The sequence below is a fragment of the Streptomyces johnsoniae genome (assembly GCF_031845565.1).
Lineage (GTDB): Bacteria > Actinomycetota > Actinomycetes > Streptomycetales > Streptomycetaceae > Streptomyces > Streptomyces johnsoniae.
This window is the reverse complement of the sequence record NZ_JAVREV010000077.1, coordinates 1-448: the sequence shown is the minus strand read 5'-3', so window position 1 is coordinate 448 and position 448 is coordinate 1. Positions and strand designations below refer to the sequence as shown.

The window sequence follows — 448 nt, the reverse complement described above, 5'->3', positions numbered from 1 at the left end:
CTCCCGGAATCACCGTGCAGCCGCTCTGGCGGGGAGCCAACGGTGCGAAGGCGGCGGTGACAACCATCGCGGCGGGCGCTGTCTGGGACGGCGAAGACCTACATGACCCCGGGCCCGAAGAGGTCTACGTCGTCTCGGGCGTCTTCAATGACGGCGTCAACGACTACACCGCGGGAACATTCCTGCACGCCCCGGCCGGGTCGTGGCATGTCCCGCAGTCTGCCGAGGGGTGTGTGCTGTTCCTTTTCTACCCAGAAGGCTAGGTAGGAACCAGCATGGTTAACCCCCGATAGCAGAACGCCACTCGTCGTACATGGCCTCGATCAGTATCGCGACTTCGTCGTAGGTCTCCCAGGTATCCGGTGTTTCGTATGTCGAGTCGTAACGGGCGACGACGGGCACATCGCCAAAACGCCGAAGGTAGGGGCGGTAAGCGGCTGAGGTAAAC

Annotated in this window: 1 protein-coding gene; it reads left to right on the top strand. The window is 62.7% G+C overall.

The features are described 5' to 3' along the window. On the top strand, window positions 1-263 hold a 263-nt coding region (locus tag RM779_RS33340; protein WP_311621542.1), incomplete at its 5' end, for a cupin domain-containing protein. Between the last annotated feature and the right edge of the window lie 185 nt (window positions 264-448).